This window comes from Streptosporangium sandarakinum (assembly GCF_050942225.1).
Lineage (GTDB): Bacteria > Actinomycetota > Actinomycetes > Streptosporangiales > Streptosporangiaceae > Streptosporangium > Streptosporangium nondiastaticum.
In genome coordinates this window covers 75,646-98,862 of record NZ_CP192034.1, presented here as the reverse complement: position 1 = coordinate 98,862, position 23,217 = coordinate 75,646, and the positions used below count along the sequence as shown (strand labels likewise).

At 69.9% G+C, this 23,217-nt stretch carries 23 protein-coding genes and 1 tRNA gene; 17 read left to right on the top strand and 7 right to left on the bottom strand.

All coding sequences use genetic code 11. From position 1 onward, the window contains the following. The first annotated feature begins 639 nt into the window (after nt 1-639). The 9 genes from ACQP10_RS00440 (at nt 640) to ACQP10_RS00400 (ending at nt 12,384) form a co-directional block, all read left to right on the top strand. Nucleotides 640-3,762 (top strand): tetratricopeptide repeat protein, encoded by a 3,123-nt coding sequence (locus tag ACQP10_RS00440; RefSeq protein ID WP_433540646.1) that lies wholly within the window; start codon nt 640-642, stop codon nt 3,760-3,762. 1,117 nt (nt 3,763-4,879) lie between these two features. Continuing rightward, on the top strand, nt 4,880-5,845 hold the full coding sequence (locus ACQP10_RS00435) for a sulfite exporter TauE/SafE family protein (RefSeq protein WP_346018237.1): 966 nt from the start codon (nt 4,880-4,882) through the stop codon (nt 5,843-5,845). 359 nt (nt 5,846-6,204) lie between these two features. Next, entirely contained in the window at nt 6,205-6,855 is a 651-nt protein-coding gene (locus ACQP10_RS00430) for a DNA alkylation repair protein (protein WP_346019685.1), read from the top strand. Between the two features lie 392 nt (nt 6,856-7,247). Then, a complete protein-coding gene (locus tag ACQP10_RS00425; RefSeq protein WP_346018238.1) occupies nt 7,248-7,919 on the top strand; it encodes a thermostable hemolysin in 672 nt (223 codons plus the stop codon). A 125-nt stretch (nt 7,920-8,044) separates the two neighbouring features. Continuing rightward, the gene (locus ACQP10_RS00420) at nt 8,045-9,631 is read left to right on the top strand and encodes an AMP-binding protein (RefSeq protein ID WP_346018239.1); all 1,587 of its coding nucleotides are present in this window, start codon (nt 8,045-8,047) and stop codon (nt 9,629-9,631) included. A gap of 3 nt (nt 9,632-9,634) precedes the next feature. Then, a complete protein-coding gene (locus ACQP10_RS00415) occupies nt 9,635-10,591 on the top strand; it encodes a TauD/TfdA family dioxygenase (protein WP_346018240.1) in 957 nt (318 codons plus the stop codon). Then, complete coding sequence (locus tag ACQP10_RS00410; RefSeq protein WP_362753654.1) at nt 10,591-11,313, top strand: class I SAM-dependent methyltransferase; 723 nt, start codon at nt 10,591-10,593, stop codon at nt 11,311-11,313. Before ACQP10_RS00415 ends, ACQP10_RS00410 begins: the two co-directional genes overlap by 1 nt. A gap of 331 nt (nt 11,314-11,644) precedes the next feature. Then, nucleotides 11,645-11,965 (top strand): type II toxin-antitoxin system Phd/YefM family antitoxin, encoded by a 321-nt coding sequence (locus tag ACQP10_RS00405; protein WP_399498720.1) that lies wholly within the window; start codon nt 11,645-11,647, stop codon nt 11,963-11,965. Beyond that, nucleotides 11,962-12,384: a type II toxin-antitoxin system VapC family toxin gene (locus ACQP10_RS00400; RefSeq protein WP_346018243.1), complete on the top strand. Its 423-nt coding sequence runs from the start codon at nt 11,962-11,964 to the stop codon at nt 12,382-12,384. The genes ACQP10_RS00405 and ACQP10_RS00400 overlap by 4 nt, the downstream gene beginning before the upstream one ends. 397 nt (nt 12,385-12,781) lie before the next feature. On the opposite strand, the gene ACQP10_RS00395 is transcribed toward ACQP10_RS00400, so the two are convergent. Then, nucleotides 12,782-13,798: a sigma-70 family RNA polymerase sigma factor gene (locus ACQP10_RS00395; protein ID WP_399499136.1), complete on the bottom strand. Its 1,017-nt coding sequence runs from the start codon at nt 13,796-13,798 to the stop codon at nt 12,782-12,784. Between the two features lie 114 nt (nt 13,799-13,912). Here ACQP10_RS00395 and ACQP10_RS00390 point away from each other — a divergent pair, with 114 nt between their 5' ends. The 4 genes from ACQP10_RS00390 to ACQP10_RS00375 all read left to right on the top strand — a co-directional run bounded on the left by ACQP10_RS00390 (nt 13,913) and on the right by ACQP10_RS00375 (nt 16,156). After that, nucleotides 13,913-14,272 (top strand): VOC family protein, encoded by a 360-nt coding sequence (locus tag ACQP10_RS00390; protein ID WP_346018245.1) that lies wholly within the window; start codon nt 13,913-13,915, stop codon nt 14,270-14,272. A gap of 2 nt (nt 14,273-14,274) precedes the next feature. Beyond that, complete coding sequence (locus ACQP10_RS00385; RefSeq protein WP_389992628.1) at nt 14,275-14,940, top strand: maleylpyruvate isomerase family mycothiol-dependent enzyme; 666 nt, start codon at nt 14,275-14,277, stop codon at nt 14,938-14,940. A 345-nt stretch (nt 14,941-15,285) separates the two neighbouring features. After that, nucleotides 15,286-15,852 (top strand): histidine phosphatase family protein, encoded by a 567-nt coding sequence (locus tag ACQP10_RS00380; RefSeq protein ID WP_346018247.1) that lies wholly within the window; start codon nt 15,286-15,288, stop codon nt 15,850-15,852. A gap of 49 nt (nt 15,853-15,901) precedes the next feature. Continuing rightward, nucleotides 15,902-16,156 carry a hypothetical protein gene (locus tag ACQP10_RS00375; protein ID WP_346018248.1) on the top strand — a complete coding sequence of 85 codons (255 nt, stop codon included), beginning with the start codon at nt 15,902-15,904 and terminating at the stop codon, nt 16,154-16,156. A gap of 204 nt (nt 16,157-16,360) precedes the next feature. Here ACQP10_RS00375 and ACQP10_RS00370 read toward each other — a convergent pair. The 5 genes from ACQP10_RS00370 to ACQP10_RS00350 all read right to left on the bottom strand — a co-directional run bounded on the left by ACQP10_RS00370 (nt 16,361) and on the right by ACQP10_RS00350 (nt 18,408). Further along, nucleotides 16,361-16,436 (bottom strand) — tRNA-Ala (locus ACQP10_RS00370). Nucleotides 16,437-16,583: 147 nt separating this feature from the next. After that, nucleotides 16,584-17,297: an HAD family hydrolase gene (locus tag ACQP10_RS00365; protein ID WP_346018249.1), complete on the bottom strand. Its 714-nt coding sequence runs from the start codon at nt 17,295-17,297 to the stop codon at nt 16,584-16,586. Between the two features lie 56 nt (nt 17,298-17,353). Further along, complete coding sequence (locus ACQP10_RS00360) at nt 17,354-17,473, bottom strand: DLW-39 family protein (protein ID WP_229811953.1); 120 nt, start codon at nt 17,471-17,473, stop codon at nt 17,354-17,356. Nucleotides 17,474-17,646: 173 nt separating this feature from the next. Beyond that, nucleotides 17,647-18,036 (bottom strand): VOC family protein, encoded by a 390-nt coding sequence (locus ACQP10_RS00355; RefSeq protein ID WP_399498675.1) that lies wholly within the window; start codon nt 18,034-18,036, stop codon nt 17,647-17,649. Nucleotides 18,037-18,123: 87 nt separating this feature from the next. Next, nucleotides 18,124-18,408, bottom strand: a complete 285-nt coding sequence (locus ACQP10_RS00350; RefSeq protein ID WP_346018251.1) for a GNAT family N-acetyltransferase — start codon at nt 18,406-18,408, stop codon at nt 18,124-18,126. Between the two features lie 425 nt (nt 18,409-18,833). Between ACQP10_RS00350 and ACQP10_RS00345 the strand changes: the two genes are divergently transcribed. The 4 genes from ACQP10_RS00345 to ACQP10_RS00330 all read left to right on the top strand — a co-directional run bounded on the left by ACQP10_RS00345 (nt 18,834) and on the right by ACQP10_RS00330 (nt 21,743). Further along, entirely contained in the window at nt 18,834-19,229 is a 396-nt protein-coding gene (locus ACQP10_RS00345) for an STAS domain-containing protein (protein WP_346018252.1), read from the top strand. A gap of 176 nt (nt 19,230-19,405) precedes the next feature. Beyond that, complete coding sequence (locus ACQP10_RS00340; protein WP_346018253.1) at nt 19,406-19,804, top strand: ATP-binding protein; 399 nt, start codon at nt 19,406-19,408, stop codon at nt 19,802-19,804. 203 nt (nt 19,805-20,007) lie between these two features. After that, complete coding sequence (locus ACQP10_RS00335; protein ID WP_433540645.1) at nt 20,008-20,421, top strand: GNAT family N-acetyltransferase; 414 nt, start codon at nt 20,008-20,010, stop codon at nt 20,419-20,421. Nucleotides 20,422-20,672: 251 nt separating this feature from the next. After that, entirely contained in the window at nt 20,673-21,743 is a 1,071-nt protein-coding gene (locus ACQP10_RS00330; RefSeq protein WP_346018255.1) for a polysaccharide deacetylase family protein, read from the top strand. 79 nt (nt 21,744-21,822) lie between these two features. Here the strand turns inward: ACQP10_RS00330 and ACQP10_RS00325 are convergent, their stop codons facing one another. Continuing rightward, on the bottom strand, nt 21,823-23,172 hold the full coding sequence (locus ACQP10_RS00325) for an MFS transporter (RefSeq protein WP_399498673.1): 1,350 nt from the start codon (nt 23,170-23,172) through the stop codon (nt 21,823-21,825). Between the last annotated feature and the right edge of the window lie 45 nt (nt 23,173-23,217).

Sequence of the window (23,217 nt, the reverse complement as noted above, 5' to 3'; positions counted from 1 at the left end):
GCCTGAGGTACTAGAGAGAACGTCTCTCCGAGGTCTCAAGCTCGCCACCGAAGCCGTACGGCGGACCCACGGCACCGGCCACTCCCGGCGGTGCGGTCCCGCTCCACGTGGAGCGCCGTCGGCATCCGGGATCGCGACCGGCGGCACACAGGGCGCGGAGAGAGCGGGAGAAGCCGTCGAGCACGAGATTCCGACGGCCGTCCGGCAAGGCTGACGCGGCGGACTCCCGGGACGAGGACGGGTCCCCAGGAGCGCCGCGGCTGATTCGACACGCCCCGAGGAGATGCCAATGCTTAAGATCATTTGCTCGATGTGCGGCAGAGGGCACTACGGCCCGTGCATGCCCGGCACCCAGGCGGCCCCGGAGGCTCCGGCGACCTGATCACCGCAAGACCGGAGGGTTCCGGCGGGCTCGCTCCGGCGCCGGTGGGATTTCGACAGACCCTTTCCGGTGCCGGCGGTTTTCGGCGAGCCCGTTTCCGGCCCATACGGCCGCCTGTTTCCGTCTCTTCCGGTCCCGATGGCCACAGGACCACTTTTCTTCCTCCTGGATTTCCGGAGCTCCTAGTGAAATAATTCGATATTGAAGAAAAACCCAACCCGGAAGGGCTCGGGGTGGAGTTCCGTATTCTCGGTCCTGTGGAGCTGTCGGCCGACGGCCTGCACCTCGGGCTTGGCTCGGCCAAGGAACGCCAGGTGCTGGCGATGCTGCTGCTGACAGCGGGACGTCCGCTGCCGGCCGAATCCCTGATCGACCGGCTCTGGGGTGCGAACCCGCCGCCCAAACCCCGCGACAGCCTCTACGCCTACATCGCGCGGCTCCGCGGCCGTCTGGCCGCGCTCAGGGACGGAACGGCCCGGCTGTTCTCGGGCTCGGGAGCCTACACCCTGGAGGTCGATCCCGACCGCGTCGACCTGCACCGGTTCCGGCGGCTGTGCGACCAGGCACAGGCCATCGCCGAGAGCGGCGACCCGGAGCACGCCCTGCGGCTGCTCCGCGAAGCCGACGCGCTCTGGCGTGGCGAGGCACTGGCCGGAATGGACGGCGACTGGGCGAGGGAGATCCGCACCGCCCTGGAGAGCGAGCGCCGGACGGCGACGCAGAGACGCGTCGCCGTGCAACTCGATCTGGGACAGCACGCGGACCTCGTCGCGGAACTGTACGGGCTCGTCGCGCAGCACCCCCTCGACGAGGAGTTCATCAGGTACCTGATGGTGGCTCTCTATCGTTGCGGCCGCCAGGCGGACGCCCTGGAGACGTACCACCAGGCTCGCCGCCGCCTGAACACCGAGCTGGCGATGGAGCCCGGACCGGCCCTGCGGGACACGCACCAGCGCGTCCTGCGCGGTGATCCGGAGATCGCCGGGCCACCGGGCCGTCAGAGGATCGTCGATCAGGCGGCTCCGAACGACCTGCCCCGGGGGATCTCGAACTTCACCGGGCGGGCCGCGGAGATGGAGCGGCTGCTCGGCGCCCTCGACGAGGAGTCGCTCGGCGACGTGGCCCCGGTCGAGGTGATCGACGGCATGCCCGGGGTGGGAAAGACCATCCTGACCGTTCGCCTCGCGCACCGGCTGGCGCCACGCTATCCGGACGGGCAGCTCTTCCTGCGGCTGCGCGCTCACGACCCGAGCCAGGACCCGCTCGATCCCCGGGAGGGCCTCGCGGTCCTCCTCCGGCGCCTGGGCGTGTCGCGCAACCGGATACCGGCCTCCCTCGACGACAGAGCGGCGCTGTGGCGGAGCGAGCTGGCCGACCGCAGAGCGATCATCGTGCTGGACGACGCGGCGGACCAGGACCAGATCCGCCCCTTTCTGCCGGGCGCGCCGGGCTGCCTGGTGCTGGTCAGCAGCCGCCGCAGGCTGACCGGGCTCGAAGGGGTCGACTCGCTGTCCCTGGACGTCCTTCCGACGCCGGACGCCATGGCCCTGTTCCGCAGGGTCGTCGGAGACGACCGGCCCATGGCGCCGGATGACGTCGAAACGGTCGTACGGCTCTGCGGTCACCTGCCCCTGGCCATCCAGCTGGTGGCGAGCCAGCTCCGCCACCGGCCGGCCCGCGGCGTCGCCGACCTCGTCACCCGGCTCTCGGGAGCCAGGCTCCGGCTTTCCGACATCAGGGCGGGAGACCGGGACATCGCCGCGGCCTTCGAGCTGTCCTACCGCGGGCTGACCGACGAGATGCGCCGGGCGTTCCGCCGGCTCGGCCTGCACCCCGGGATCGACCTCACCGTGCACTCGGCCTCCGCCCTCATCGGCTGTGACCTGTCCGTGGGCGAGCGCCTGCTCGAAGACCTCCTCGACCATCACCTGGTCGAGGAGGCGGTGGCCGGCAGGGTCCGGCTGCACGGCCTGCTGTGGAAGTTCGCCGCCGAACGGGCCCTCTCCGAGGAGTCCGAGGACGAGGCCCGCCAGGCCGTACACCGGCTCCTCGACCACTACCTCCACCTCGCGGACAGGGCGGACCGCGCCCTGAACCCGCACCGCCGCCGGGGCCGGATCGAGATCGTCCACGTACCCGAGAGCCCGCCGCCGCTGCGGACCGCCGCCGAGGCGCAGGAGTGGCTGAAGGCCGAACGCGTCAACCTCGTCGCGAGCGCGCAGTACGCGGCCGACCACCGATGGCGCCCCCATGCCCGGCGGCTCCCGCAGGCGCTCGCGGCCTTCCTCGAACGTTTCGGGCACTGGGACGACGCCGTGGCGACCCACGAGAAGGCCCTGGCCGCCTGCCGCGACATGGGCGATCGGGCGGGCGAGGCCGAAGCGCTGCTGGAGCTCAGCCTGTTACGTGGTCACACCGGCCACTTCGAGCTCGCCCTCGGCTACTGCCAGGAGGCCCTGGCGATCCACCGCTCCATCGGCGACCGCCTCGGTGAGGCGGAGACGCTCGACCAGCAGGGGCGCGTGTGCTGGTACTCGGGACGCTTCAAGGCGGCGCTCACCCACACGACGGAGGCCCTGACCATATTCAGGAGCGTCGGCGACCTGCGCGGCGAGTGCCAGGCGCTCGTGCACAAGGGGATCCTGCTGTGGCAGGCGGGCAGGTACCGGGAGGCCGTCACCGACTTCGAAGAGGTCATGGACCTCAACCGCGACCTCGGGGACCGGCGCCTCCAGGCGCAGGTGGAGAACAACATCGGCGAGATCGCGCTACGTCTCGGGGACGGCCGGCGGGCCCTGCGGATGTTCCACGACGTCCTGACCACGATCCGGGACATCGGATGGGCGCAGAGCGAGGGCGTCGTCCTCAACAACATCGGGAACGCCTACGAGCACGTCGGCGAGCACGGCGAGGCGCTCCGCTTCTACCGGGAGGCGCTGAAGATCTACCAGGCCACCGGGGACCGCCGGAACACGGCCAACGTGCTGAACAACATCGGCTACACCTACGTACGCGACCAGCGGTACGCCGAGGGGCTCATCCACCACCAGAAGGCTCTCGGCATCGCGCAGGCGATCACCGATCCCTTCGAGGAGTCGCGCGCCCTGCGAGGCGTCGGCGCGGCCCATCGGGGCAGCGGCCACTACGGCGCGGCGCTCGAAGCCCTCCGTACGGCGTTGCGGCTCGCCGGCGACCTCGACGACCCCTACGAGCGGGCCTGCTGCCTCGAAGGGCTCGGCGACGCGACGCTCCACGTCCAGGGCCATGATTCGGCCGAACCGCTGTGGAACGAGGCCCTGGAGATCTTCGAACGGCTGAACGTGCCCGAGCAGACGGCCCTGCGGGCGCGGCTGCACGGTCTCGATGTGACCGCCTCCTGACCGGTGTGTTCTCAGACCCGCCGGGCTCAGGCATGCGCGCTCGGGAATGGCCCGCTTCGCCCGGGTCATCCATACCTAATTTACATAATTGGATTTTTCTGGATATGCCGCATGATGCTTCCCGGCATGGTTAACATGTGACCAACGTGACAGCAGTTAACCGAGGGGAGGCAGTGGTGTTCACTCCATTCCAGATGATCTACATCATCGTCATCTGAACCGATCGGGCCATCGGCGCCCGAGTGGCCGTCCGCCGCGAAAACGCCGATCTCGACGCGGTGCCCGGGTACGACGCGTGAGCCGGGCGAATCCGCGAACGAACGCGTGGCCTCGTGCGATCGTCGCACGCGGCCCCGGAACGCGATCCATCACGCAGGAGCGATCAGCCGCCGCCGCGGAACGATCGATGACGGCGCACGCCGAAAGTCGCCATGGCCGACCGGCGTTCCGGTATGACATCACCGGCCGGCGGCGGCCGATGCTCCCGACCCTTTTGTCAGCAGCCGCTCGATTTTCCCGACCGAGCTCGAAACATATATCGATTTCATCCGGCCGGCGGTGGAGAACTCCCGGAGGAGTTCCCCGGCACCGATTCCGGACCGCCCGTTCCCATGACCCGAAAGCCGTCCCGCATCGGGTCCGGCGGCAGGCCCGAAAGCCGTTTTCCACGCCTGACCTGGACTGCAAGGTAACGGCAAGATTGTCATCAAGGTACGGCGCGCACCCTGACCGCGGGTGAGGAACCTCACCCGCGGAACACAGGACCGAGCCCGGGGCGCAACCGGCCACAGTGGCCGGAGGCCGCGCCCGGTACGAAGCACGCGGCCGGCATCTCCCGCGAGACGCGAAGCCCGACGATCCTCGCGGCTGCCGGTGGCGTGTCGTCAGGACGGCCGATTCGGCCGGACTGCCGGCCTCTCGAGACCTGGATCCGCCGGTCATCTCCATGAGAGGTCGCCATGGGCCTGACGGAGCCGGTCGCAGGAAGAACATTCGTGAGGATCCGCGGCGCGCGGCGGAGGTGCGCCGGCCGTACGGGAGGTCCCCTCCGCGGAGGGGATCCGGGACCGGGGGGCGGTGCCGCGGCGGCCACCGGCGTGACCCCCCGGGACCGATCATGACATGGTCGGACACCGTCTTCCTCACGACCATGGGCGTCGCCTCGGGCGCGCTCAACACGGTCGTCGCCGGAGGGTCGCTGGTCAGCTTCCCCGTGCTGATCTGGCTGGGATATCCGCCGTTGCTGGCCAACATCATCAACGGCCTGGGCCTGCTGCCCGGAGGGATCTCCGGGGCGTACGGCTACCGCACCTGGCTGCCCAAGCAGCCGGCGCTCCTGGTGAAGATCATCGTGGTGGCGGTGGCCGGCGGCCTCGTGGGCAGCGTGCTCCTGCTCAGCCTCCCGGCCAGATACTTCGCGACGGCCACGCCGGTGCTCATCCTCGCCGCCACGGCCCTGGCCGCGGCGCAACCGCTGATGAGCCGTCGTACCCGGCGGGAGTCCGGCGTCCCGGCCCGGGAGACCGTGTCCCAGCCCGCGTCCCGGCCCGCCCTGGTGCTCGTGCCGGCCGCCTCGGGGCCGTCTCCCGCCGGGGCGGGACCCGATCCGGCGGGAGACGGTCCGGCCGTCGAGGTCGTCGCGACCGCGGACACCGCGGCCGCCGACCCCGCGACCGCCGATCCGGACCGCCACGCCGCCACCGGCGAGTCGCGCTCCAGCCGGCTTCGCCGCCTCGGGCCGTGGGCCATGATGCTGGCCGTCAGCGTCTACGGGGGCTACTGGGTGGTGGCTCTCGGCGTGCTGTTGTTCTCGGTGTTCAACGTGGCGTTCCCGCGCATGTCGCTCCAGCAGATCAACGCTCTCAAGATCCTCACCGCGACGACGATCAACGCCACGGGCACGGTGGTCTTCATCATGACCGGGCATCTGCTGCCGGTCTGGCAACCCGTTCTGCTGCTCGGCGCCGGCGCGCTTCTCGGCGGCTGGGTCGGCGCGGTGCTCGGCCGGCGACTGCGGGCCTCGTACCTGCGGACGCTCGTGATGGTCATAGGCCTGTTCTCGGCCATCTGGCTGCTCACCTGATGCCGCCGGTGGCGCGGAGCGGCGCGGCTCCCGTCACCGGCCACGTCCCGCGCCGTGAGGGCCCCCGGCAGTCCGCGACGCGGCCGGGGGCCGACTCCGCTCCGCGCGGACACGGCCGATCACGGCCGGGCCGCGGACGCACACGATCGACCGGACGGCCCCGCCGTGTGTGACAGGCGTCCGGATGCGACCGGGGAAGGGCCGTCTCGACCTTATTCAGCCTTGTCTTATATAAGCCTTGGATGAGACCGTTGACCCGGGGCACGCGCTCGATCCGGCGTAGGGCGGGTCCCGCGCGTGACGGACAGGAGAACGAGGTGGCCGAGACGACGCCGACCGGGACCACGGTGGCCGAGGTGATGGCCGAGCTGGCCGGGCTTGAGGACCCGAGGGCCCGCGAGGTGAACGAGAGGCACGGCGACGATCACGGTGTGAACCTCGGCAGGCTGCGCGCGCTCGCCAAGCGGCTGAAGACGCAGCAGGAACTCGCGCGCCGGCTCTGGGAGACGGGTGACACCGCGGCGAGGCTGCTGGCCCTCCTGATCTGCCGTCCGAAGGCGTTCGGGCGTGACGAGCTGGACGCCATGCTGCGTGAGGCGCGCACCCCCAAGGTGCACGACTGGCTCGTGAACTACGTGGTGAAGAAGAACCCGCACTCCGAGGAGCTGCGCCTGGCCTGGTCCGCCGACCCGGATCCGGCGGTCGCGGCCGCCGGCTGGGCGCTGACCGCCGAACGCGTGACGAGGAAGCCCGAGGGCCTCGACCTCGCGGGACTGCTCGACGTCATCGAGACGGAGATGAAGGGCGCCCCGGATCGCCTGCAGTGGGCGATGAACACCTGCCTGGCTCAGATCGGGATCGAGCACGCCGGGCACCGCGCCCGTGCGATCGGCATCGGCGAGCGCCTGGGGGTGCTCAGGGACTACCCGACCTCCCCGGGCTGCACGTCTCCGTTCGCGCCCGTCTGGATCACCGAGATGGTGCGCCGGCAGGGCGGCGAGGCGTCGTGAGCGGGCCCGCCGGCGGCGGCCCGGCCCACATGACCTGACCGGAAGTCGTGGCCTGACCGGTACCGGTCGGCGAGGGGAAGGGCGCGGCCTCGCCGTGCGCCCTTCCGGCACCGGGCAGCCCCGTACCGAGGACCCTCCGTACGGGGCTTCCTCTCGCCGCCGATCGTCTCCCGCGGACGTCCTTTCCCGCCCCTCACCTGCCCGTACGGAGATCGCCGCCACCCGCGGCACCGTCCGGTGCGGAGCCGTACGGCATGTCAAGCGCCGGTCTTTGGCAGAAAACTGCAGCCCCGGGCAGTTTGCTGCACCCGAAACTCCTGTTCCCGCGACCCGGGGTCACGCAGAGTTGTGCATACGCAAGCAGATAGGCACTTCGAGATGAGGATGAGGAAATGGCAACACCTGGCACCGCGTCCGACTCCTTGTCCGTATCCCTGCCGTCGCTGGAGGAGGTCCGGCCCGGCCCCGTGACCCCTCCGCTTCTCCGGACGGGGTTCGCCAGTCCCGGCACGCCGAACTACCGGTTCTGCGTCGACAGCGTGAAGCGCAAGTACCTCGACCGGTACGGCGCCGTCGTCACCCCCTGCCCCGACCTGTTCGTCACCGCGTGGGACGGTGCCCGCGACTCGCCCACCTTCGGCCGCATCCTGGGCGTCGCGGGGCTCACCACCGCCGCCGGGCGCAGGCTGCTGTCGGAGAACTACCTCGACGTCCCGGTCGAGCGGGCCTGTGCCGACCTGGTCCCGGGGACCCACGTCGACCGCCGCCGGGTCGTGGAGATGGGCCCGATCGCGTCGTTCCACCCCGGCGCCGGCCTGTTCCTCATGCGCGCCCTGCCGGGGATCGCCCTCCACCTGGGATACGACTTCCTGCTGTCCACGCTGACCGAGAAGCTCCACGACGTGGCCAGGGTCGCGGGCTGGGAGTTCCACACCCTCACCAACGCCCGCCGCGCCGACCTCGCCGGGACCGGCGGCACGGACTGGGGCACCTACTACTCCGCGAAACCCCGCACGGGCATCCTCCGCTGCGGGCGGGACGTCGCCCCGCGGGCCGCCGGCTGACGGCGCTCCCTCCGGCAGGGCTTTCAACCGGGCTTTCCGACCGGGCTTTCAACGGCACCCGGCTTTTCAACGGCACCCGGCTTTTCAACGGCACCGAGATCTGAACGCATAGAAGGAGTCCGCTGATGCGTTGGCTTGACCATGCCCTCGACCGCCTCGGCTCACTGGAGAAGGTGGCCGTGGAGGAGATGAAGTCGTCCGCGCCGCCCCGCCCGTACACCTACGGGACTGTGCTCGGCGCGGCGATCCGCACCGGCGACGCGGTCGTCGCCGCGGCCGAGGGAAGGGACACCGGGACCAGCACGATCGGCCTGCTCACCGGCAACGGTGTGGAGGGGATCGTCGGCGACCTGGCCTGCCTGCTGACCGGCGTGCGGTCGGTGCCCATCCCGATCGCCTTCGGCCGGGACCAGGCCCGCCATCTGCTGTCGCACTCGATCGTCTGCCTGGTGGACGAGCAGGGACGCAAGCGCCTGGCGGAGTGGGGCGGCGAGGACAGGATCCTCCCCGAGGGGTGCGAGGTCATCACGATCACGGTCGGGGAGGGGTACTCCCCGGAGGAGATCACCGCCAGGGTCCGGGCCGCGGCGACGCTGGACGAGTCCGCCATCTGCAAGATCGTCCACACGTCCGGCACGACCTCCACCCCGAAGGGCGTGATGCTCCGCCGCGGCGCGGTGGACGACCTGATCGACTCCGTCACCAGCCGGGTCGGCGTCGAGGCGTGGCAGCGCTACGTCTCCGTCGTGCCGACGAGCCTGCTGGTGGAGCAGGTCTTCGCCGTCTACCTGACCTTCCTCGCCGGCGGCACGGTCGTGTTCCTGCCCGAGGAGGCCAAGCCGCTGGGCACCGCCGGCGGTGACGTCGAGCAGGTCCGCGGGCTGCTCGCCGAGGCCCGGCCCACGGTGTCGCTGGTACCGCCGTCCCTCGTGGAGTCCATCGCGGCCCACGCCAGGACCATCCCGGACGCGACCACCCGCGAGCTGTCGCTGGCGGTGTACGGCCGGGAGGACCCGATGCTGCTGTTCAGCGGCGGCGCCCCGGTGTCCGACGAGGTCCTGCGCGTCATGTGGGACCGCGGCCTGCCGGTGTACGTCGCGTACGGCCTCAGCGAGAACGGCTCCGTCGCCACGCTCAACGGCCCCGGCCTCGTCCGTCTCGGCACGGTCGGCAAGCCCCTGCGGCACTGCGAGGTCAGGCGGTCCGACGCCGGCGAACTCCTCATCCGCAGCTCGTCCCTGCTCACCGGCTACCTCGGATCGGACGACCCGACCGCGCTCCCGCTGGACGCCGAGGGCTGGCTGCACACCGGCGACATCGCCGACATCGACGACGACGGCTACGTCACCATCACCGGCAGGCTCAAGAACATCATCATCACCTCCAACGGGCGCAACGTCAGCCCGGAATGGGTCGAGGCGCAGTACAAGAGCCGGCCCGGCATCGAGGCCGCCGCCGTGTTCGGCGACAACATGGAGCGGCTGATCGCGGTCTTCGTCGTCAGCCGCGGCACCGACCCCGCCGCCGCGCTCGCCGACGTGCGCCACGTCAACGCCGAGGTCCTCTCGGAGATCGAACAGGTCGGCAGCGCCGCGTTCGTCGAGGCCGACGAGACGTTCTACGCCGAGTTCTTCACCGTCACCGGACGCCCTCGCCGTAAAGAGATCAAGGAAGCACTCACCACCGGCCGATTCGGCCTGACGGAGGTCTGAGAAATGCTGGGCAACTTCACCACCACCGACCACACCGACGGCAAGGGCCTGGTCGTCACCGCCGCCGACCGCGCCGGACTCGACACCGTCGACCGCGTCGAGCTGATGACCGCGCTCGCCGAGCACGGCTACGTCCTCCTGCGCGGTTTCGACACCGACCCGGCCACCTTCTCCACGCTCATCCAGAGCGTCTCCTCGCGGATCACCCTGGACCCGGCGCGCAAGTTCGCCGGCGGCAACGTCGCGCAGAAGATCGAGGCGGGCCTGGTGCCGCAGGGCCTGCACGTGGAGAACGGCGCCACGCCGTGGGTGCCGGACCTGGTGTGGTTCTACTGCGAGACCCCGGCCAAGGTCGGCTCGCAGACCACCATCTGCGACGGGCTGCACGTGTGGGACCGGCTGCCGGCGCGTACCCAGGAGCTGTTCCTGTCCACCCGGATCACCTTCGCCAGGCCGATGCCCGAGGACAAGTGGAAGAACCTCGTCGTCCGCCTGCTCGACGGCGCCAAGACCGCCGACGAGGTCGTCTTCGACGACCTGCTCGCGGTGACCGACGACGGCGTCGACGTCAAGTACCGGCTGCGCCCCGACGGCTCCGTCCACTACAAGTACTTCACCTACGCCGCGCACACCACGCTGTTCGGCGGCGACATCGCGTTCACCAACAGCATCCTCACCCCGTCGGTCAACTACGAGCCCCCGGTGATCGAGTTCGAGGACGGCCGTCCGCTGGACGCCATGCTGATGCGCCAGATCATCGAGGCGACCGAACTGGAGACCGAAGAGATCGACTGGCACGCGGGCGATGTCGCGCTGGTCGACAACAGCAGGCTCATGCACGGCAGGCGCAAGATCCGCGATCCCCTCCGTTCCCTCTACAACGCCCAGAGCTACGCCAGGGACGACGTCGTCGCCGCCGTCCGCGAGCGAGTGACCTCCGCCACCCGCAGGGCCGCCTGATGCGGACCCAGTACGACGAGATCGGCCGGTCCTACGAGCGGCTCAAGCGGGAGATGCCCCTGGCCAGGGGCCCCGAACGGGCCACGGTCGAGGCGCTGACCGGCGCGGTGGCGGGCAGGTCCGTACTGGACCTGGCCTGCGGAACCGGCTGGTACAGCAGGATCATCGCCCGCGCCGGCGCGGCCTCGGTGCTCGGGGTGGACATCTCCGAGGAGATGGTCGCCGTCGCCGAGCACACCGAGGCCCGCGAACCACTCGGTATCGCCTACAAGGTCCACGACGCCCGGACGCTCGGGGTCGTCGGCAGGTTCGACCTGGTCAACGCGGTGTGGCTGCTGTGCTACGCCCGTGACCGGTCCGACCTCGCCGCCATGGCCCGCACCATCCACGACAACCTCGCCCCCGGAGGCGTGTACACCGGCCTGGAGATGAACCCGAACTTCGACTGGGACGGGCCCCTGGCCACCAAGTACGGCCTGACCCACCGGCCCGACGCGGACTTCCCCGGTGGAAAGGAGCTGACGGTCACCGCGCACGTGAACCCGCCCATCTCGTTCCAGGCCTGCTTCTGGGAGGAGGAGCCGGTGGTCACCGCCCTGCGCGACGCGGGATTCCGCTCGGTGGAGATCGTCCCCCCCGTGCTGCCCGCCGACCCCGGCGACACGTTCTGGGACGACTTCCGTACCAACCCCGCCATCGTCGGCATCCGTGCGGTCAAGTAACGAAAGGAGTCCGTACGGCCAGAGAACGAAAAGCCGCGAGCCCGGCCGGTGAAAGGAGCGCGAAACGAGACGAAGGTCGAAGCCCAGGTGAGGCGGCAATGCCTGACCTGGGCTTCTTCGTGCCGGGAGGGCGGTGGAGCGCAGGTTTCGTACAGGCTGTGATCTGCCCAGGATTCGGTGGATTCGCGCGCCGTGCCCTGAATCTAACGCGGTCGCGTCTCCGAACGGTCACCATCGCAGGGAACGCGTTCTCTCAGGGCCCGACCCAGAACGGCCCTCCACATGGTGCTACTACATAGCACCATGTGGCACACCGTTGTACGGTTGACGGATGAGCACTCCTCAGCCCGACCACACTCATCAGATCTCCCAGCGTGACCTGCGCAACCGGTCAGCCGAGATCATGGACGGCCTGGAGCGCGGAGAGCGGTACGCCGTCACCCGCAACGGTCATCACATCGGCGACCTCGTGCCCATCCGCCGGCGGCGCCGGGCCGTCTCAAGAGCGGAGTTCGCAGCCATGTCCCGGGGCATGCCGCGCCTCGACGACCGGAAGTACCGCGAGGACATGGATCGTCACGTCGACGACGATCCGTACGATCCGTACGATCGCGCCTACGGCAGAGGCGATTTCACCGGAGACGGGGAATGAGCCACGCCCAAGGACTGCTCGACACCAACATCCTCATCCTGCGTGCCGAGATCGATCCGGACGAACTACCGGACGAGATGCTGATCAGCGCCATCACCACCGCGGAGTTGTCGGTAGGTGTGCTGGTGGCATCCGGACCGCAGGAACTCGCTCAGCGGATGAAGATCCTTCAGGCGGCCGAGGCCGAGTTCGATCCCCTTCCCTTCGATGACACCGCCGCCCGCGAGTACGGCCAGCTGTGGACGGCCGTCATCGCCTCAGGCCGCAAGCCTCGTCCTCGGACAGCGGACCTGATGATCGCCTGCGTGGCCATCGCCAACCGTCTCCCGCTCTACACCTGCAACCCCAAGGACTTCAAAGGGCTGGATCACCTGCTCACGGTGGTTCCGGTCACCCGACCACGATGGATGGGCGCATAAGGACGCCTGCTTCGGAGCGCTCCGCGCCGCCGCCATCCGCCTCACAGGATGCACACTTGGATCATGCGCCGGCGGACGTTCCTCTTTTTCATCCCATCGGTCATGAGCGCGCTGGCAGGGGCGCTCATACCCCTGTCGTTGCCGGTGGGGTCAACCCTGTCGGTGCTCACCATGCTCACCGCCGTGGGCCTGGCCTTCCTGGCGCTGCGCCAGGCGAATGCGGAACGTGACCGACGTGAGCGGGAGCAGGGAAACGCCCCCGGAGTCGCTCGTGGCGCCTGGGCGGCGGCGGGCCGGTGGTTGGCGAGGCACTGAGACACCGCGGGCGCGCCTACGGCGGAGAGACGGCGGTGTGCGGCCGATACGGACCCCGGCCAACGCCCTGCGGCTCTCGGGATCAGCGCAGCGAGGCAGGCAACGCGAAGGCCGGGAATTGGTCGGGAGCAAGGAACGAGACGATCTGGCAGATTCGCGCGTCGCGGAACGCGAGCACGGTGATCGACCAGGCGGCGTGCGATCCGGTGGCGTCGCCACCGATGTAGAACGCCACGGCGGGCTGGCCGTTGGCGCTGGTCCGAAGAGACCGCCAGCTTGGGCATCTGGTCATGGGGACCTGCACGGCGAAGTCCGTGACGGCCGCCAGTCCCTGGTACCAGGTCGCCAGAGGTGGCATGGACCAGGTGACGTCCTCGGTCAGCAGCGGCACCAGAGCGTCGATGTCGCCACGTTCCAGTGCCGCCGCGAACGCGGCCACGAGCCGCTGGACCTTGGTGTCGCCGATTTTCCGCAGCGCCTGCTGCTGACTCATGGAGGGGATCTTCTCTGTCACGAGCCTGCGGGCTCGCGCCAGGGCGGAGTTCACCGACGTGGTCGAGGTGCCCATCATGGAGGCGATCTCGGCGGCGGAGAACCCGAGAACGTCGAACAGCAGCAGCGCGGCCCGCTGGTTGCCCGGCAGGTGCTGCAGGGCGGCGACGAAGGCGAGTTCGACGGACTCGCGCTGCTCGTAACGCGCCTCAGGGACGGCCCGGCCGTCGGCGAGGCCCTGGTCTGGGTAGGGGCCCAGCCAGGCGACCTCGGTCAGCGGGACGGCGTCAAGCACGGCGCGTTCACTGGATGGGCCGAGGTCGACGGGCAACGCCCGCTTGCCGCGGGAGTCGGCCAGGTCCAGGCAGGTACGGGTGGCCACGGTGTAGAGCCACGAACGCAACGAGCCACGTCCCTCGAACCGCGCGAGCCCCCGCCACGCGCGCAGCAGGGCATCCTGCAGGGCATCGTCGGCGTCGTGACTCGATCCCAGCATGCGGTAGCAATGACCATGCAACTCCTGGCGTAGCGGTCCTACCAGGCGGGCGAAAGCGACGTCATCCCCCGCGCGAGCCCGGGCCAGGTCAGCGTCCTGAACACGCCGCATCGCCGGATCCGCCTGGAGCCCGGACGAATTTTCCCCCATGAGCGACGATTGTGCCCTACCGCGGCAGTCCTACCAGGCGAGGGCGCATACCGGCCCATGTGAAGGAGGACTGCAATGACTTCGACCGGATCTCATCCCACGCCCGGATGGTTCGACATCTCCACTCCCGACGCTTCGCAGGCACGGCGCTTCTACCAGGAGCTGTTCGGCTGGACGGTGAACGTCATCGACGAGACCTACACACTCATCGACGGTGACGGCGGCCGTCCGGCAGGCGGTATCGGCCAGGCCGGTCCCGGCAGCCCGTACACCGGGCTCGTGGTCTACTTCACGGTCGACGACGTCGAGGCCGCGCTGGCGAGCGCGGAAAGCCTGGGCGGCAGCCGCGTCATGGAACCGGCACCGACCCCCCTGGGACGGATCGCGGTGTTCGCCGACCCCGACGGCAACCATGTCGGTCTGGTGAGCCACTGACCATGACCGACTCCGCATTCGAGCCGACGGCACACCACAAGACCGATATCTGGTCCCTGGTCCACACCGAGCGGGCGGCCCTGGCGGCCGACCTCGCGGATCTGACCGGCGAGCGATGGACCACACCGTCCCTGTGCACCGGGCTGACGGTGCGCGAGGTGCTGGCGCACATCACCTCAGGGGCGAGCCTCACACCGGTACGGTGGATGACCGGCGTCATCCGCTGCCGCTTCGACTTCGACGCACAGGTGGCCATGCGACTGGCCGAGCAGTTGGGCGCGACCCCGGCCGAGACGCTCGCCGGGTTCCGCCGCATCGTGACCAGCACGACCAAGCCGCCCCTGCCCGTCATGGCGATGCTGGGCGAGACGGTCGTGCACGGAGAGGACATTCGACGGCCATTGGGCATCCGGCGCGACTATCCGATCGGGACGCTCACCCGGGTGGCCGACCACTACCGGCGCTCCGACCTGGTCGTCCTCGCCAAGGGCCGAATCCGCGGCCTGCGTCTCGTCGCCACCGACGGTCCCTTCACGACCGGCTCCGGCGCACTCGTGACCGGCCCCACACTGGCGCTGATCATGGCGATGACCGGACGCTCCGGCTACTGGAACGAGCTCGAAGGCGACGGTGTGGCGACCCTACGCGCCCGCGGCGAGGTCACATGACTCCTCGCTCCGGGCCTCGGTCCCTCCGACTCCGAACGGTTGGGACCGTACGTCCACGCATGAGCGTGTGACGGCCGAGCGTACGGCTCAGCGGTTGGAGTGGGTGGAACGCGAGGCTCGAAGACAGGACGCGGAGCTCGACGAACCATAGCGACGGCCCGAATTCGCGTGCCGCGTGCGGGAACGGCCCCGAGCCGCTCGCGCGACGCTTTCCGGCGCGAGGCCGCCACATTATCGCCTGCGGCCACCGCATGATCTTCGTTTGTCAGCACAACAGTCGATGATCGCGGTGGTCGTATAGGTTTTTCATCTGACCACCACAATGTCTTGTGGAGGAGGATGTCCATGCGTTGGCTGGACGTGCGCCGGCACAGCCTGACCAAGAAGGGCGCGATGCGTGGTCGAGGGTCCCATCTGTCGGCTGACGGGATCGCCCTGGCCCGTTTCATCGGTTCCGGAGTCGGCCCCTACGAGCGCGTCGTCACCAGTTCGTCCCCTCGGGCGATCGAGACCGCCGTGGCGATGGGTTTCGCCGTCGACGACACCGTGGAGATGCCGCCAGGCTACGTATCCGAAGAGATCCCTCGGCATGCTCAGTGGGACTGGACCGAGCCATACCTGCAGATCGCGGACATCATCCGAAAAGGCCGCACCGCGGCGGCCGTGGCCGAGACCCACCGCGCGATCTGGGCGGAAACGGTGAACGGCGTCGCGGAGGGCGGGTCGGCGCTGTTGGTCGGACACGGAGGGGCGATCGAACTGGCGTTGGTGGCGTGTTTGCCGGATGCTTCGCACGACACGTGGGGAACGCCGTTCGCGCACTGCGACGGCGTACGCCTCGGCTTCACCGACGGTCACTTCGTCAGCGTCGAGTTCCACCGGGTGCGGCAGAGCCCTCCCCTGCCGAACTGAAGATCACTGAGTACGGCTGAAGCAGTAGACGCTGAATGGCTGATCGGGCATGCTTGCCATCCTGGTTCGGGAAACTGATAAAGGACTTTCGATGGCAGAAGGCCTCATCGTGCTCGTGAGCTGGATGATTTCTGCCGCGCTTTTGTTCGTCATCGTCTACTGGGCGGTGCGATTGGCGATTCGGCACGAGCGTCGAAGAGAACCGACGTTACATGAGCGCGTGACGGCCGAGCGTGCGGCTCAGCGGCGGGAGTGGGCGGAACGCGAGGCTCGAAGACAGGACGCGGAGCTCGACGAGCCATAGCGGCGGCCCGAACTCGCGTGCCGCGTGCGGGAACGGCCCCAAGCCGCTCGCGCAACGCTTTCCCTGACCCTGGTGACCTCGCCCGCGAGGCACTCGGGAAGCACTCGGGCACTCAACGGGCACGGGAACCGGACGAGGCCGGATGAAGATCGAAGCCCAGGTGAGGCGACCGCGCCTGACCTGGGCTTCTTCGTGTCGAGAGAGTGGTGGAGCCTAGGAGATTCGAACTCCTGACATCCTGCTTGCAAAGCAGGCGCTCTGCCAACTGAGCTAAGGCCCCCGGTGAGCCGTCGGGGTCGCCGGGGTTCATCCGGGACACGGCTCGCTTCCAGTCGTACACCGTAGCAACAGGACCCGCTTCGGCGCCACTCGGCGATGGTCCCGCGGCGGGGCCGTACGGCAGAGCTCCGCCGTACCTTCCGAACGGTCAGAGAGCGGCGGAGGCGGCGGTGGGCTGGAGCGGCCTGCCGCCGAGGAGCAGGGCGGGGAGGTCGGCGACGGAGCCGACGAGGTGGGTGGCGCCGCCCTTGAGGAGGCGTTCCCTGCTGTGGACCCCGGTCAGGACGCCGGCGACCACCGAGGCGCCCGCGCGGCGGCCGCAGATCATGTCGCTCTCGGAGTCACCGGCCACCGCCACCTGCCGGACGTCCTCGATGCCGAGGCGCAGGACCGCGGCGAGGACCATGTCGGGCATGGGACGGCCTCGCCCGGTGTCCTCCGGGCTCAGGGCGAGGTCCACCTTGCCGGACCAGCTCAGCGCCTCCAGGACGCCTCCCAGCATCGCCCGGCTGAAGCCGGTGGTGAGACACACCTTGACGCCGGCGTCGCGGAGATCGTCCAGCGCCTCCATGACACCGGGCGCCGGGACCAGGCCCGCGCGGCCGATGGCGCCCTGGTAGGAGCGCTCGAAGGTGAGGTTGGCCGCCTGCGCCTGGGCCTCGTTGTCGGGGAAGATGCCGCGGAAGACCTCGATGGTCGGGCATCCCCGGGACCGGTGCACGTGCACCATGGCACGCGCGTACGCACCGGTCCCGGGAACGATGCCCTGAGTGGCGATCGCGTCGGCGAACGCCCGCTCAACCATGGCGATATCACCGATCGTGGTGCCTGCCAGATCCAGACAGGCGAGCCTGATGGGCATTGCTTCCCCATCGCGAGCAGGGATCATGAAAGCACCCAAATCGGTAGCCGCGTTGATCAGTTCTCGCCGCCGGTGGCCTCGGTCCACAGGTCGAGCTCGGCGCGATCAGCCTGCACCTTGCGCCAGACCAGCAGTCCCCCAACGGCGACAAGCACCAGAACGAGCAGCTTCTTCACGGTGTGACCCCACTTCTCGACGGTCTCACCTGCCGGGGTGAGACAACGCCCGGTTCAAACGGTTCCCTGCAGCCTAGCAAGGGATCGGACCCTGATCTGGTTCACACGGTAAGCCCACGTGGCAAACCCACATCAACCAGGTGATTCCTGATAACCATGCCGTACGGCCGCGCTCAACGCTCGCGAACCGCGACGAGTTCGACCTCGAAGCCGTCCTCGTTCTCAAGATAACCTGCGTAATGGCCGGTTCCGCCCGCGTAGGGGTGGCGATCAGGGAACATCAGTGTCCACCCGTGCTCGGCCGACGCGCTGACCAGCTCATCCACCCGCGCCTGTCCGGTTACGCCGAAGGCCAAATGGTTCAGACCCGGTCGGCATCGATCGTGCGTGGACGAGGTGAGGGCGGGCGACCGCTCGACGACGACGTAGGTGCCGTCCAGGATCCAGCTCCGGCCCGCCTCCCACTCCTGGAAGGGCTGATATCCCAGCTCCCCGAGCAGCCACCCCCACGACCGCACCGCGCGGTCGAGGTCGGGCACCCAGAGTTCGACATGATGCAGCATGCACCCATGCTGGCGGACCGGGTGGGCACCGCGTGCCCGGGTCCGGGTGCGGCCCCCTCCCGGACGCGGGCCCGGGGAGAGAGCCGGTCAGGCGTCCTTCACCAGATCGGCGTACTCGGGGTGCTTCCGGATCCAGGCGCTGACGAACGAGCAGAGCGGGACGACCTTCGCGCCCTCGGACCGGGCGTCGTCCAGCGCCACCCGGACGAGCGCGCCGCCCACGCCCCTGCCCTCGAAACGGGGGTCGACCTCGGTGTGGGTGTAGGCGATGGCGCCGTCGCGCCGGCTGAGGTCCAGCCGCCCCACCCGCTCGCCGCCGACCTCCGCCGTATAGGAGCCTCCACCGGGCAGAAGCCTGACGTCGACCTGCATGGGTTCTCCCTTCTCCGGCCGCCGGACGGCGGCGCTGGGCCGGCCGGTTCTCCGCGGCGTTCGTTCCCGAAGCGGCATTCATTCCCGATGGGAACAAGGTATGCGTTCCGGAGGGCCCGGGGTGATCCGCCGGGGACACCGGTCAGTCGATCGGCAAAGGGGTACCAATCGTGAATTCTGGGGATTGAATAGGCTAGAGCGATCAGGGTCGGCCCGGCCACGCGGCGGGGGGCCGCGACGTGGTCAGCGGCCTCGCGAGAGGAATCGAGATTGCGGGTGAACGATGTCGGCGTCCAGCGGATCATCTCGGTCCCGGTACGCCGGGCCCCGGGGTCCGGCAGGCGCCCGCCGGTTCGCGTTCGCGCCGTCCGGGTGACGGCTCCGCTCCCGCCCCCTTCCCCTTCGGCCGCCTGCGGAGGTCGCCCGTGAGCACTGCCGTCCACGTCAGCACCGTGCCCGACGACGCCGTGGCGGCGTCCGGCGGTCCGGCGGAGGGGGTGTCCCTCCTGGCCGTGTCGGGCGAGCTCGACTACACCAACGCCGAGCGGTTCCGCCACGACCTCCTGGGGTCCATCGGCTCCGACCGGCAGCACCTCGTCATCGACCTCGCCGGGCTGTCGTTCTGCGACTCCACCGGCATCCGGGTCTTCCTGGCCATCCGCAAGCTCGTCCAGGACCGCGGGGGCAACCTCGCCATCGCCGACCCGCATCCCCGGATACGACGGATCTTCCACCTGACCGGGCTCACCAACGCCTTCGCCGTGCATCCCACGGTCGAGGAGGCCGTCGGGTTCCTGCGGCGGAACGAGGATCCGGCGTGACCGGGCCGGTTCCCGGCGGACGGCGACCCGAGGGATATTCCGTCCGCCCGAGCCGTCGTAAGTCGGCCTGGAGCGGGCAGATGCCCGGCATCGACAAGTCATCGGCAACATCCGGTTCCGGAGCGGGTCGGCTCGCCCCGGTGGTTGCCGGGCAGCGCGAAGCTCAGGGGGGTGTCGTGACCGGCGACCGCGGTCAGCACTGGCCGATCGATGACGACCTCACCGCCCTGCGCGAGCGTCTGCTCCGGCACGCGACCCTGGCGGGCATGCACGGCGACCGGCTGGACGACCTGCTCCTCGCCGCCAACGAGGCGGTCATCAACGTCCTGGAGCACGGTGGAGGAGAGGGCACGCTGAGCATCTGGCACAACGCCACCTGCGTCACCGTGGAGATCACCGACAGCTCGGGGGACCTGGCGGCCAAGCACGTCCCGCCCGAGCGGCCCACGGACACGGTGCGCGGGTTCGGGCTGTGGCTGATGAGCCAACTCTGCGACGAGCTCACCATCGACCAGGCGGACGAGGGCTCCCGGGTCCGCCTCCGGATGCGCCTGGACTCCGAGCCCGCCCGCTGAGCGCCCGCTGAGCGCCCAGAACACCTACCGCGCCCCACCTGCCCACCGCGCGCCCGCACCGGACGGACCGGTGGCCGCCCGATGATCCGGCCGCCCATGATCCGGCTGTCCGGAAATCCGGTCGACGACCGGAATCCCGGTGGATATCTTCTGCGGATCCGGCATGATCGGCCGATGCCGGCGCCCCACCGCGAGGAGTGATCGTGATCCGCTACACCGACGACGTCGACACGGTCGAGGCCGACCGGCTCACCGGCTTCTTCGTCGGGTGGCCGACGCCGGCCTCGCCCGAGCAGCACCTGGCCGTCCTGCGGGGAAGCCACCGCGCGGTCGTCGCGATCGACGAGGAGACCGGCCGCGTCGTCGGTTTCGTCAACATGATCAGCGACGGTGTCCTGACGGCCTACATCCCGTGGCTGGAGGTCCTGCCGGAGTACCAGGGCCGGGGGATCGGCACCGAGCTGATGCGCAGGGTCCTGGCCGGCGCCGAGGGCTTCTACTCGGTCGATCTCCTCTGCGAGGAGCGGCTCCAGCCCTACTACGCGCGGCTGGGCATGCGGGCCCTACCCGGGATGTCGCTCATCGACCGCTCCGCCCTCAAGGGCGCCGCGGACTGATCCCGCCGTGTCTTTCCGGAACTGAGCCCGCGCCGCCGTACCATCCATCCCTTTCGGGACTCCTGTCCGGAAATACGGCTATCGCCCCCTTGGTTTCGTAGGTCATCCTCGTCCCGGCGCCCTCAATCCTTGACCATCGTCACTGCCTGCGATTTCTGTCCCGCGGGTATGAATCCTTTGCTCCACGTGGAGATCCATCCGCAGGTCAGCGGGGGATAACAGGCACTTGATCAGTGCGCTGGGGGGATTCAATGAACCGTCTCAAGGTGGTCAGGACCGGTATGGTCGCCGCGGCGGTGGGCTCGTTGCTGGCCGGATGCGCGTCCGGGCAGAACGACTCACACGACACGAACGCCGGAGCCGCGAAGCCGGCCGCGGCCAAATCGGCCGCCGCCGCCCAGCAGGCGACTCTCCAGGCCAAGCTGGCGAAGGCCGCGGGGGCCCACGCCAACGAGCTCGGCCAGATACCGGTCCTGATGTACCACCGCGTGGTGGACAAACCCACGACCCAGGACGACCGCACTCCCCAGCAGTTCCGCACCGAGCTGGAGCGGCTCGCCCGGGAGGGCTACGTCCCGGTCACCGCGGCCGAGTACGTCACCGGGCACATCGACATCCCGGCCGGCAAACACCCGGTCGTGCTCACCTTCGACGACTCCTCCCCCTCCCAGGTCACCCTGGACGGCACGGGGAACCCCATGCCGAACACCGCCGTCGGCATCCTGGAGGAGGTCGCCAAGAAGAACCCCGGGTTCCGTTCCGTGGCGACGTTCTACGTGATCCGCGACCTGTTCGGGAAGGAGAACCTCCCGGAGGAGGCCGCCCAGATCCTGCTCTGGCTGCACGACAGGGGCTACGACATCGGCAACCACACGCGGGACCACAAGAACCTGCACGGCAAGTCCAAGGAGCAGGTGACGGCGGAGATCGGCGCCGGTCAGGAGCTGGTCAGCAAGCTGATCAACTTCAAGCCGGTCACGCTGGCCCTGCCGTACGGCAACCAGCCGAGCACCAAGGAGTGGGGCCTGAAGGGCGGGTCGGGGAACGCCGGCTACGACTTCGGCGGGGTGTTCCTCGCCGGGTACACCCCGGCGGAGTCTCCGTTCAGCAAGAAGTTCGACCCGCTCGGCATCCCGCGGATCCGGTCGATGGACAAGAAGGGCGACTGCGCGAAGTTCTGCTCCACCGCCTGGCTCGACTGGCTGAAGGCGCACGCCGACGAGCGGTACACCTCCGACGGCGACCCGAAGACGGTCGCCTACCCGAAGTTCAAGACGCCCTTCCTGGCCAAGCGCTTCACCGACCGCGCCCTCGGCTACTGACGGACCGTACGGCGGGCGGCCTCCCCACCCGGCAGGCCGCCCGCGGGCGGGCCGTACGGCGGACGGTGGCCGGGCCCCGTCACCCGGTGGGTTCCAGGTCGTCCGCGGCGGGCCCGGGGCCTCCGGCGGGCGTGCCGGGCCGCCCGGCCTTCACCGGCGAGCCGGGCTCCGCGTCCCCCGCCGGCTCCCGGTCCTCCGCGGCGGTGTCCGGGGCCCGCAGGCCCCGGACACCGGGGGAGAGCAGCGCGGCGAGGGACACCACGAGGATGAGCCCGGCGCATCCCACCAGAGCGGGCCGGGGCCCGGTGGCGATCGCCACCGGGCCGGCCAGCAGCAGGCCGAGCGGGCCGAACATCAGCGAGCCCAGGGCGTCGTAGGAGCTGACCCGCGACAGGGAGGCGGGCGGGATCTCCCGCTGCATCGTGGTGTTCCACAGCACGCCGAAGAGGTCGAAGCAGATGCCCATCACCACGGCTCCGGCGACGACCGCCCACAGCGGGGCTCCGACGCCGAGCAGGAGGTAGGGGAGCCCCGTCGGCACCGTGAGGACGGTACCGAGCAGGATGGGACGGCGGGGGCGCAGCCGCAACGCCAGGAAGACGCCGAGGATCATGCCGACCGCCTCGCCCGTCAGCACCGCGGACCAGGCCGCGGCTCCGCCGAGGCTCTCCTTGGCCACCAGCGGGCCGAGCACCCCGTGCGCGGCCTGCGCCGCCATCACCAGCACCGAGAACTGCGCCACCACGACCCACAACCACTGCCGGGAGACGAACTCGCGCCAGCCGCCGCGCAGGTCGGCGAGGACGGAGTGCCGTTCCCCGGCGGCGCGTTCGGCGGGGGTGAGGCGCAGCGCGGCGACGAGCAGGGCCGCCACGGTGAACATGGCGCCGCTGACGGCCAGCGCCCAGCCGCCGCCGATCAGGACCACCGTGGCGCCGCTCAGCACGAGCCCGGCGACGCGGGAGCTGTTGGCGCCCAGCCCCAGCAGGGCGTTGGCGGTCTGCAGCCGGTCGGCGGGGACGACCTCGGGGATGATGCCGGTCAGGGCGGGGAAGAGGACGGCCATCGCCATCCCGCTGAGCGCCGCGGCCGCCGCCAGGACCGGAACCGGGGTCCACCCCGTGAGCATCATCGCGGCGAGGGAGAAGAACGCCACCGCGTTGAGCCCGTCACCGGCCATCATCACCCGGTGCCGGGGGAACCGGTCGGCGATCACCCCGCCCACGAGCATGAAGACCACCATGGGCAGCGACTCGGCGGTCAGCACCGTCGAGAGCGTCCTGGGCGTGGCCCCGGGAAGCCCGAGGACGCCGAAGGCCAGGGCCACCGGGGCGAACGAGCTGCCGAGCACCGAGATGGTCCGGGCCGCGAACAGCAGGGTGAAGCGCCTGTCCCGGAGCAACGCGAGGTCGCGCCTGAAGCTGTGCACCGGGGGTCTCCTTCTCACGGCCGCGTGACGCACCGGGCCGCACGC